Source organism: Pseudomonas sp. CHM02 (assembly GCF_000612585.1).
Lineage (GTDB): Bacteria > Pseudomonadota > Gammaproteobacteria > Pseudomonadales > Pseudomonadaceae > Aquipseudomonas.
This window is the reverse complement of record NZ_JFCA01000036.1, coordinates 71,184-81,443: the sequence shown is the minus strand read 5'-3', so window position 1 is coordinate 81,443 and position 10,260 is coordinate 71,184. Positions and strand designations below refer to the sequence as shown.

The 10,260-nt window shown below is 60.3% G+C and carries 11 protein-coding genes, 1 tRNA gene and 1 pseudogene; 4 read left to right on the top strand and 9 right to left on the bottom strand.

Annotation, left to right across the window (positions count from 1 at the left end; genetic code table 11):
* Together BM70_RS0121240 and BM70_RS0121235 are read right to left on the bottom strand one after the other, a co-directional pair.
* A partial coding sequence (locus tag BM70_RS0121240; RefSeq protein ID WP_025857858.1) for a transposase occupies window positions 1-482 on the bottom strand: 482 nt, incomplete at its 3' end.
* Window positions 483-577: 95 nt separating this feature from the next.
* Window positions 578-1,861 (bottom strand): FAD-binding oxidoreductase, encoded by a 1,284-nt coding sequence (locus tag BM70_RS0121235; protein WP_025857857.1) that lies wholly within the window; start codon window positions 1,859-1,861, stop codon window positions 578-580.
* 184 nt (window positions 1,862-2,045) lie between these two features.
* On the opposite strand from BM70_RS0121235, the gene BM70_RS0121230 reads away from it, so the two are divergent.
* Window positions 2,046-2,122: transfer RNA gene (locus BM70_RS0121230), tRNA-Val, on the top strand.
* 86 nt (window positions 2,123-2,208) lie between these two features.
* Here the strand turns inward: BM70_RS0121230 and BM70_RS0121225 are convergent.
* Together BM70_RS0121225 and BM70_RS31455 are read right to left on the bottom strand one after the other, a co-directional pair.
* Entirely contained in the window at window positions 2,209-3,639 is a 1,431-nt protein-coding gene (locus BM70_RS0121225) for an MFS transporter (RefSeq protein ID WP_025857856.1), read from the bottom strand.
* A gap of 167 nt (window positions 3,640-3,806) precedes the next feature.
* Window positions 3,807-4,016 (bottom strand): annotated as a pseudogene (locus tag BM70_RS31455) (hypothetical protein); the annotation flags it as partial.
* Between the two features lie 280 nt (window positions 4,017-4,296).
* Here BM70_RS31455 and BM70_RS0121215 point away from each other — a divergent pair.
* The 3 genes from BM70_RS0121215 to pcp are packed head-to-tail and all read left to right on the top strand — an operon-like array spanning window position 4,297 to window position 6,609.
* On the top strand, window positions 4,297-5,013 hold the full coding sequence (locus BM70_RS0121215; RefSeq protein WP_025857855.1) for a DUF969 domain-containing protein: 717 nt from the start codon (window positions 4,297-4,299) through the stop codon (window positions 5,011-5,013).
* Window positions 5,010-5,960, top strand: a complete 951-nt coding sequence (locus tag BM70_RS0121210; protein ID WP_025857854.1) for a DUF979 domain-containing protein — start codon at window positions 5,010-5,012, stop codon at window positions 5,958-5,960. Before BM70_RS0121215 ends, BM70_RS0121210 begins: the two co-directional genes overlap by 4 nt.
* A gap of 7 nt (window positions 5,961-5,967) precedes the next feature.
* Window positions 5,968-6,609: a pyroglutamyl-peptidase I gene (gene pcp, locus BM70_RS0121205; protein ID WP_025857853.1), complete on the top strand. Its 642-nt coding sequence runs from the start codon at window positions 5,968-5,970 to the stop codon at window positions 6,607-6,609.
* 15 nt (window positions 6,610-6,624) lie between these two features.
* On the opposite strand, the gene BM70_RS0121200 is transcribed toward pcp, so the two are convergent.
* From BM70_RS0121200 to BM70_RS0121180, 5 genes are all read right to left on the bottom strand, one after another.
* Window positions 6,625-6,849 carry a hypothetical protein gene (locus BM70_RS0121200; RefSeq protein WP_025857852.1) on the bottom strand — a complete coding sequence of 75 codons (225 nt, stop codon included), beginning with the start codon at window positions 6,847-6,849 and terminating at the stop codon, window positions 6,625-6,627.
* Between the two features lie 125 nt (window positions 6,850-6,974).
* Window positions 6,975-8,375, bottom strand: a complete 1,401-nt coding sequence (locus BM70_RS0121195) for a heavy metal sensor histidine kinase (protein WP_025857851.1) — start codon at window positions 8,373-8,375, stop codon at window positions 6,975-6,977.
* Entirely contained in the window at window positions 8,372-9,043 is a 672-nt protein-coding gene (locus BM70_RS0121190) for a heavy metal response regulator transcription factor (RefSeq protein ID WP_015884955.1), read from the bottom strand. Before BM70_RS0121190 ends, BM70_RS0121195 begins: the two co-directional genes overlap by 4 nt.
* Window positions 9,044-9,085: 42 nt before the next feature.
* Window positions 9,086-9,331, bottom strand: a complete 246-nt coding sequence (locus BM70_RS0121185) for a DUF2790 domain-containing protein (protein ID WP_025857849.1) — start codon at window positions 9,329-9,331, stop codon at window positions 9,086-9,088.
* Window positions 9,332-9,444: 113 nt separating this feature from the next.
* Window positions 9,445-10,215 carry an alpha/beta fold hydrolase gene (locus tag BM70_RS0121180; protein ID WP_025857848.1) on the bottom strand — a complete coding sequence of 257 codons (771 nt, stop codon included), beginning with the start codon at window positions 10,213-10,215 and terminating at the stop codon, window positions 9,445-9,447.
* Window positions 10,216-10,260: the final 45 nt, after the last annotated feature.

The window sequence follows — 10,260 nt, the reverse complement described above, 5'->3', positions numbered from 1 at the left end:
AACAGTAAGCCGCGCATCTGATTGCCTATGGCAGTGCGACGCCTTACATATCCCTGTCGAGCCCGGTGCAAAGCCTGCATCGCCAGCGCCGCAGCACTCTTGACCGGAACAGCTAGAATCTTGCAATCGCGGCCGGCACGCAAAATAGCCAGCGCATCGTTGCGATCGTTTTTCGGGCCGCTGCGATGATTGGCAACAAGCTGGGCTGGCAGAATACGAACGGGATTGCCCTGCGTTTGCAGCAACCGCGCCCATGCTTGAGCGCCGGGCCCGGTTTCCACCAATACGGTCACGCTTACCGGAAGCTTATTGAGAAACGCCTGAAACGCCTCACGGGACTTGATTCGTTCCTCAAATATCACTTGGCCGAGCGCATCTTCCCCAGCCGCCTGAAAGACCCTTTTGGCAAGGTCTACGGCAACTGTGGTGCATGCAAATACATCTGCTGACAAAGACTGATTGATCGTCGTATGCTTTTTCATGGTCTCGCCCTCGCTGTCGTTGGCTTCTATAAGAATGCCACCGTGGCGCACAGACGCCTCGGCTTGGGCGAGTCCATCCAATTACAGGTTTCGGGTCAGAACCCCAGTTTGTCGCGTAGGCCGTAGTACCAGGCGCCCATCGCCGCGAACGGCGTGCGCAACAATTGCCCGCCCGGGAACGGGTAGTGCGGCAGGTCGGCAAACGCATCAAAACGCTCTGCCTGTCCTCTGAGGGCTTCCGCCAGTACCTTGCCCGCCAGATGCGTGTACGTCACGCCATGGCCGCTGCAGCCCTGCGAGTAGTAGATGTTGTCGCCCAGGCGGCCCACCTGCGGCAAGCGCGACAGGGTCAGCAGGAAATTGCCGGTCCACGCATAGTCGATCTTCACATCCTTGAGCTGCGGGAACGCCTTGAGCATCTTCGGACGGATGATCGCCTCGATGTTCGCCGGGTCGCGTGCGCCATACACCACGCCGCCGCCGAAAATCAGGCGCTTGTCGCTGGTGAGGCGGTAGTAGTCGAGCAGGTAATTGCAGTCTTCTACGCAGTAATCCTGCGGCAACAGCGTCTTGGCCAATTCATCGCCCAGCGGCGCGGTGGTGATCACCTGTGTGCCGCATGGCATTGACTTGGCTGCCAGCTCTGGCACCAGGTTGCCCAGGTAGGCGTTACCCGCGACGATGATGAACTTGGCCCTGACCTTGCCCTCGGCGGTATGCACCACCGGGTTGGCGCCGCGCTCGATACGCACTGCTGCCGATTGTTCGTAGATCGTGCCACCCAGGGATTCCACGGCGGCCGCTTCGCCGAGTGCAAGGTTGAGCGGATGGATGTGGCCGCCACTCATGTCCAGCAAACCACCGACATAGTTGTCACAGGCCACCACTTCGCGGATATGGCGCTCGTCCAGCAACTCAAGTTGCGTATGGCCGTAGCGTTCCCACAGGCGCTTCTGCGACTCCAAGTGGCCCATGTGCTTGCTGTTAAGTGCGGCGAACACACCGCCGTCCTTCAAGTCGCACTGGATCTGATACTTGGCGACCCGCTCGCGAATGATCTTGCCGCCTTCAAACGCCATCTGCCCCAGCAGTTGCGCCTGCTTGGGGCCGACGCTGCGCTCGATCACATCGATATCACGGCTGTAGCTGTTGACGATCTGCCCGCCGTTGCGGCCCGAGGCGCCAAAACCCACCTTGGCGGCTTCCAGTACCGTCACGCGAAAACCGTTCTCCAGCAGGAACAGCGCGCTGGAAAGGCCGGTGTAGCCGGCGCCAATCACGCACACATCGGTTTCGACTTCGCCTTGCAGTACTGGGCGCGGCGGCACGGCATTCGCGGAAGCGGCGTAATACGACTGGGGGTAGGGGGTGTTCGCCATCCTGGAACCTCTGTTTTATATTTTTTACGAGTGCTGCGATCCTACCTGAGTTGAAAATTGCCTGCCAGCCACCCGAAATCCACGGGTGTGCCCCGCGCAAATAAAAAATTCGCATATTCATAGGGTTAGCTGCAAAAAAGATGTTGACACCCCTCCGGAATTCCGTAGAATGCCGCCTCACAGCAGGCACGTAGCTCAGTTGGTTAGAGCACCACCTTGACATGGTGGGGGTCGTTGGTTCGAGTCCAATCGCGCCTACCAAACAAAATCCGCTCTGCTGGGCGGTCTGGAAGGGCTCACCGAAAGGTGGGCCCTTTTTTGTTGTCCGTGATTTGCCAATCTCTTGCTCAACCTCGCTTCAGCACACTTTCCCCAGCTTGTGTCGGCAGCCGATACACATCCACAAGCGCCAACACCCCCAGCAGCGCCACCCCGATGAACGCCACTCGAAAATCCGCAACCTGGGCCTGAACCTCATGCCCCTGCATGGTCATGGATGCGCGCAACAACAATGCGGCCACCGTCACGCCCATGCCCATGGCCAGTTGGAACGACATGCTGAACAAGGCCGACGCTTCGCTCATGCGGGCTTTGGGCACGTCCGCGAAGCCAATCGAGTTGTAGCAGGTGAACTGCATCGAGCGTGAAAGGCCACCCACAAACAAGACCGCCACAATCACTGCAAACGGCGTCTGTACCGTGAACAACGCGCAGGCCGCGATCGACACCACGCCGATCACCCCGTTCACCAACAGCACCTTGCGAAACCCGAAGCGCTGCATGATGGCGGTGGTAAAGGGCTTCATCGCCAGGTTGCCGGCGAATACCGCCAGCACCAACAAGCCCGCATCCACCGGGGATAAGCCAAAGGCAACCTGGAACAGCAGCGGCAGCAGGAAGGGCAGGGCGCTGATGGCGAGGCGGAACAGTGAGCCGCCGTAGATGCTGACGCGGAAGGTGTTAATGGACAGGGTTTCCAGCGGCAACAACGGGTCGGAGTAATGCCGGCAATGGTGCACGGCCCACACCGACAGCAGCAAGCCCGCCGTCACCAGCCCGGCGCCGGGGATGAGCCTTTCGCCAGCCTGGCTGCCCAGCCATTCCAGCCCACCCAACAGCGCCATGCAGGCGCCTGCCAGCAACACAAAGCCCTTGGCGTCGAACTTGCGCACGCTGGCCTCGCGGCCTTCGGGCACCAGCCACAGCGCGGCGGCCAGTGCCAGGGCGCCCAGCGGCAAGTTCACGTAGAAGATCCATGGCCACGAGGCATGCGTGACGATCAAGCCGCCGGCCAATGGTCCGAGAATCGGCGCCACCAGCCCGGGCCAGGTAATGATCGCGATCATTTTTACCAAGTCTTTTTTATCGGTATTGCGCAGCACTGCCAAACGCCCCACAGGCACCATCAACGCGCCACCGATGCCTTGCAGGACACGGGCGAACACGAACATTTCAAGGCTTTGGCTCAGCCCGCACAGCAGTGAGGCGAGGGTAAACACGATGATCGCGCCAGCAAAGACTCGGCGTGCGCCGAAGCGGTCGGCGATCCAGCTGGACAGCGGGATGAAGATCGCCACAGCAAGAATGTAGGCGGTGATGCCGATGTTCATGTCGACCGGTGTCACCCCGAAGGCGGAGGCCATGGTCGGCAGGGCCGTGGCGATCACCGTGGCATCGAGGTTCTCCATGAAGAAGGTCACGGCGACCACCAGGGCAATCAGCCGGGTTTGTACGCTGAGGTTGGTGTCGGCGCAGGGATCTGAAGTGGGTGAAGTCACCGGTGCTGGCCCTTGTTCAGTGAAGGTCGCTTGGGCCTGACAATACCGGGCGTCAGTCTCAGCCGCTAGCACCAGGAAAAATCTGCAGCAGCAGTTCAACTATCGCCACCAACAGCAAAAACATCAGGAACCCGAATGAGAACACGCGTTTTCGCCACGGTGGCGATTTACTTGGCCTTGGTTCTCTTGATATCGCTGATCATCTGCTTGGCAATCGCCTGTACCTGTTCTGCGTCATGGCCGAGGCAATAGCCTTCCCAGGCGGAGGGCGACGTGTCGTAGGTGCGTGTGCCGATCGGTTCGCCGGATTTCAGGTCGGAATAGTCGGCGCGGGAGAGCGCCCAGGTGTTACCGACCAGCGCACCGGCGACATAGCGATAAAGCAGGCGGCGCCAAGATGCGCGAATCCCTGCGGGTCTGTCCATATCTCGTTACATTCGCGCGGTTCAATCACCGACAAAATTTATTGGTTCGCAGCAACAATTTTTCTTGTTGGACACCTCCCGCCCCCAGGCAGCAAAGTTGCCGCCACTGACGCTCGACCTTTCGGGTCAACAATAAAAAACCGAGCCGACTGCACGCCACTTCTTGCTGTGAACCCTTTATTCACATCCTGCTGTAATGGCGCCGCAGCGCGCACTTAAGGACCTCATCGCCATGCAAACTGTTGTGAACTTATGGCCGTTGATCGGCGTACTTGTGATCGTGGTTGGCTTCGTCTTGCGCTTCAACCCATTGTTGGTGGTCACCGCCGCCGCTATCGCCACCGGGCTTGCCGCCCATTTTCCGTTGGAAAAAATCCTCGCCACCATGGGCGATGGCTTCCTTCAGACCCGTGCCCTGCAATTGATTCTGTTGTTGCCCCTGGCGGTCATCGGCCTGCTGGAGCGCCACGGGTTGCGCCTGCATGCGCAGAACTGGATTGCACGGTTCGAACGGGCCACGGTGGGGCGCTTGTTGATCATCTATCTGTTTGTGCGTGAATCCACGGCCGCCATGGGCTTGACCAGCCTGGGCGGGCACCCGCAGATGGTGCGTCCGTTGCTGGCACCGATGGCCGAGGGCGCGGCAGAAAAGCGCTATGGCAAGCTGCCGGACAAGCTGCGTCACAAGGTACTGGCCATGTGCGCCGCGACGGACAACGTCGGCCTGTTTTTTGGTGAGGACATTTTTGTCGCCTTTGGCGCCATCGCATTGATGCACACCTTCCTGCTCGGTTCCGGGATTGACGTGGAGCCTCTGCACATTGCGGTGTGGGGGATCCCTACGGCGATCTGCGCCTTCATCATTCACGCGATCCGCCTGCATCGGTTTGACCGAAGGCTCACCCGTGAGATGACGCCTGCCGTCTCCGCTGTGGAGGCCGTGCAATGATCATTTCCATTCAATACCTGTACTGGCTGGCCGGGGTTCTGCTGCTGATCACCGCAGGCATGATCCTGATGGACCGCACTCATCCCAAGCGCTGGTCCAGTGCACTGTTCTGGCTGTTGTTTGCCATTCCGTTTTTGATCGGTGAGCGTCTGCCGTCGGTCGTCATCGGCGCGGGCGTGGTGGTGATGGCATTGATCGCGGGCATGGGCGGTGTCGGCCGTGGCACGCATGCCGAGTTGCACGACAAGGCATCCCGTGCCAGTGCCGGTCGCCTGGGCCACAAGCTGTTTATTCCGGCGCTGGCGATTCCGCTGACCACGGTGATCGGCTCGGTATTGCTCAAGCACACCGAGATCGGTGGCGTACCGCTGCTGGACCCGAAAAACACCACCTTCGTCTCCCTCGGCATCGGCTGCCTGATCGCCCTTGGCCTGGCCTGCTGGCTGACCCGCGATACACCGGTGCAAGCCTTGCGCGAATCGCGTCGCCTGACTGAGGCCCTTGGCTGGGCGATGGTGCTGCCGCAAATGCTGGCGATGTTGGGTTTGCTGTTTAACGAAGCCGGGGTCGGCACGGCTGTCGCACATGTCACCACCACCTATATCAACCTGGATTTCAAGTTGGTGGCGGTGATGGTCTACGTGCTGGGCATGGCATTGTTTACGGTGATCATGGGCAATGGCTTCGCGGCGTTCCCGGTGATGACCGGCGGCGTCGGCGTGCCGGTGTTGGTGGGTATCTATGGCGGTAATCCGGCGGTGATGGCGGCGATCGGCATGTTCTCCGGCTACTGCGGTACCCTGATGACCCCGATGGCCGCCAACTTCAACATCGTACCGGCGGCGTTGCTCGAGCTGCCGGACAAGAACGCGGTGATCAAGGCCCAGTTGCCAACCGCGTTGATGATGCTGGTGGTCAATATTGTGCTGCTTTACCTGCTGATGTGAGGCCAGGATGCAAATCGTACTGCTGACGGGTTTCGAACCCTTTGATCAAGACCCGGTGAATCCCTCCTGGGAAGCGGTGCGCCAACTGGATGGCGTGCAACTGGGAAGCGATGCACAGATTGTTGCGCGTCGACTGCCTTGTGCATTTGCCACCGCGGGCGAGTGCCTGACCCGTTTGATCGACGAGTTGCGCCCGGCAATGGTGATCGCTACTGGCCTGGGACCTGGGCGTAGCGATATCTCCGTCGAGCGGGTGGCGATCAATATCAACGATGCACGCATTCCCGATAACCTCGGCGACCAGCCAATCGATACGGCAGTCGTGGCTGATGGGCCGGCCGCCTACTTCACGACGTTGCCGATCAAGGCGATGGTCAAGGCCGTGCGCGAAGCGGGAATCGCGGCCTCGGTATCGCAGACGGCGGGGACGTTTGTGTGTAACCAGGTGTTTTATCTATTGCAGCATGCGCTCGCAGGGTCGGGCGTGCGCAGTGGATTTATCCATGTACCGTTGCTGCCGGAGCAGGTGATGGGGTTGCAGCGGCCCTCGATGGCGCTGGGTGCGATAGTGACGGGATTGCACGCGGCTGTGCTGATGGCATGGCAAGCACCTGAGGATGTCAAGGATGCAGGCGGGCAGGTCAGTTGACCGGCCCGACGCTTCTCAAATGGCAAACAGTCGGGTGAGCCCGAAGGTGATGGCGCAAGCCAGGCCTGTCATTGCGAATGCGGTTGCCACGTACCACTTGATAAGGTTCAGTTCAGTGGTTGCCAGGTCTGCCTTGGACGCAAAGTGCTTATCCATGGCGTCTGCCTTGCTCGAAACGGTGATCAGCTTCTCATTCATTTCAGCCAGCCCCTTTTCCAGTAAACCTAATCGTATTTCCATTCCCGAATCTCCGTTTTTTGACCTCTGCCGGCTCTGCCTTGAGCCCCTTGGGAAGAGAGACTAGCGTGGCGTCAGTCCAACGGTAAGCGACAAACCTTTGCAAAATAACACCGGGGGTTTACCGCTCAGTCTTCCCGTTTCGGAAAGAACAACTCAAAACACGTCACCCCGGCCTCGCTGCTCACACTGTACCGCCCGTTATGCAGTTGCATGATGGTTGCCACGATCGATAACCCCAACCCATTGGACTGCGCCGAACGTTCCCGTGACTCATCCACCCGGTAAAAGCGTTCGAACAGCCGTGGAAGATGCTCGGCGGCGATGGTTTCACCCCGATTGCCGACCCGCAGGTGAATGCCCTCGGCGCTCGGAACTGCGCGGATCTGCAGCTCAGTACCTGGCGCACCGTATTTGATGGCGTTGGCACACAGGTTCGCCAGGGCTCTGCGCAGCAGCATCGGCTCCGCCCAGATCACCCCTTCACCTTCGGCCTGAATGCTGATGTCCACGTCACCGGCCAAGCCTTCAAAGTACTCGGCGATGCGTTCCACCTCATCCGCTGCGCTGAGTTCCTGGCGCTGACGCAGGGCGCTGGCCGGATCGGTGCGGGCCAGGAACAGCATGTTGTCGAGCATCCTCGCCAGGCGCTCCAGTTCTTCGACATTGGACGCCAGCAGTTGCTGATAGCTCTCGATGCTGCGGTGTTGTTGCAGGGCGACCTGGGTTTCTCCCAGCAGGTTATTGATGGGCGTGCGCAGTTCGTGGGCCATGTCGGTGGATACCTGGCCCAGTTGTACAAAACCCTTGGCCAGCCGCTCGAGCATGGTGTTGAACGAGTCAATCATCGGTAGCAGCTCTTTCGGTGCGCCGTGGCTGTCGAGGCGTTCTGCGAGGTTGCCGACGCCGATGCCCTGGGCGTGCCGGGCCAGGCGTCGCAACGGCAAAAGCCCGCGATGAACCAGCAGGTAGCCGACCACGGCCAGAATGATGGCGGCAATGCTTGCCAGGATATAAACGCTCAGGCGATAGCTGGCGAGCACCGCGGTACGCTCGGTCATCAGGCGCCCCGTGGTGACTTGCAGACTGCCCAGGTCGCCGGAGTCGATGGACGCGGCCACAGTGGCGAAAGGTACGCCATTGATGCTGGGGAAATGGTGTACGTCGGCGAACGTCAGCTCGTGGTGCTTGGGGACGGGTGGCACGGAGGGCAGGTCGATGTTGCCAGGATTGACCGTCAGCAACGGCTTTTGCCCGGGCGCAGCGATGCTCAGCACCGATTCACGGTTGCTCAGCATGTTCTGGAACAGCTCCGGCTTGGTCTTGATCAGGTCCAGGGTGTTGCTGTCATTGAGCAGGTTGCGCAATTGATCGATGCGGTAGATCAAGGCCGCGTCGTCACGCATGATCAATTCCCGCTCCAGTTCCCGATACAGCGCCACACCGAGGGTCGCCAGCAAGGCGAAGGCGAGCAGGGCGAAGATCAGCGCCAGGCGCAGGGTCAGGGAGTAATGACGACGTTTGTTCATGGCTGGGTATCGAAGCGGTAGCCGATGCCACGCACGCTGTGGATCAGCTTGAGCTGGAAAGGGTCGTCGATTTTCAAGCGCAGGCGCCGTACGGCCACGTCGACCACGTTGGTGTCGCTGTCGAAGTTCATGTCCCACACGCGCGACGCGATCAGTGAGCGGGAGAGCACCTGGTCCTGATGGGTCGCGAACAGATGCAGCAAGGCGAATTCCTTGTTGGTCAGGGTGATGCGGGTACCGGCGCGGGTGACGCGACGCTTGAGTACGTCGATCTGCAGGTCGGCGATCTGCAACTGCTCCTCTTCCCGGCTCGGCCCGCGGCGGGTCAGAGTTCGCAAGCGTGCTACCAGTTCGGCGAAGGAAAAGGGCTTGATCAGATAATCATCGGCGCCCAGTTCCAGGCCCTTGATGCGGTCGGCAATGTCATCTCGGGCCGTCAGGAAAAGCACTGGAGTATCGGCTTCCTTGCGCAGGCGGCGCAGCACTTCCCAGCCGTCCATTTTCGGCATCATCACATCCAGCACGATCACGTCGAACGGCGTTTCCAGGGCCTGGTGCAAGCCGTCCACGCCGTCACGGGCGAGGCTGACGGAGTAGCCCAGCTCCTGCAGGCCATTGAGCAAGTAATTGCCGGCCTTGGGTTCGTCTTCGACTACGAGAATGTTCATGGGAAGTGCCCTGTCTCAATGCGTGGCGCAAGTGTAGCCCGATCAATTGTCACTGGCGCAACCGATGCCCTGTACCTGGTAGTCCAGCACATGTTCGCGGCCCTGGCTGTCCAGGTAGTCGAGGCGCGCCGGGACGATGCCGCATTGGCCGTAGGTGTCGGTGCTCGACAGCACTTTGGCCACGTCCAGGTGTACGAAGAAGCCGGTCTTGTCGTGGATTACAGGTTCAGCAGCAAACACGGAACCGGTAGCGAGCAAAGCAGCAAAGCCGAGGATAAACAGTTTCATGGTGGAATCTCTCTTAAAGGGTTGGCTGCCAGGTCGTGGCAGTGAGTTCACAGTAACCAGGCGCCCCGAACAGCCAACCAACAGGATGATGACAAGTTTGTAATGCAGTGTTTTCAGGGCTGGCGGCCAGACGCTTCGAGGATCAGGTCGGTGATTTCCTTGGCGTGAGACACCAGCGACAAGTGGCTCGAAGGCAGCTCAATGGTGGTGGCGTTCATGCGCTTGGCGAGGAAGCGCTCCAGGTCTGGATTGATGGTTTGGTCATTCGCCGACACCGCGTACCAGGACGGTTTGGTGTGCCAGGCGGCATTGACGGTGCGGCCGCTGAACAGGGTCTTGGTGATGGGTTGCTGCACGGCATACAGCGCCAGGGCCTTGGCGCGCGGCACATCGGCGGCGAAGTAGTTGAGGAAGGCGTCCTGGCTCAGAGTGAGGTAGCCGTCATGATCTTCCACACCGGCCCGCACAGGCATGGTCGGGTACTTGGCCGAGAGGGCGACGAAGTCTTCATTGGCGTCCGGTGCACGTGCGGCTACGTACACCAGGGCGCTGACTTTCGGGTTCACCCCGGCGTCGCTCACCACGGTACCGGCGTAGGAATGGCCGACCAGCACCGTAGGGCCATCTTGTTGGGCCAGCACGCGGTTGGTGGCGGCGACATCATCGGCCACCGAAGTCAGCGGGTTCTGCACGGCAGTGACGTGCAGGCCGGCGGCCTGGAGGCGGGTGATCACCTCGGACCAGCTCGAACCGTCGGCCCAGGAACCGTGCACCAGCACCACGTTATTGGCTTTGACCGGCGCGACGGTGGCGGCCATGGCGGTGCCAGTGCCCAGCATCAGCAGGCTGGCGGCGATCAGGCAGAGTTTGCTTGCAGGTTTCATGAGGGTGGACCCTTTTCATCAGTAGGAAGTGGCGTCATCCGATGT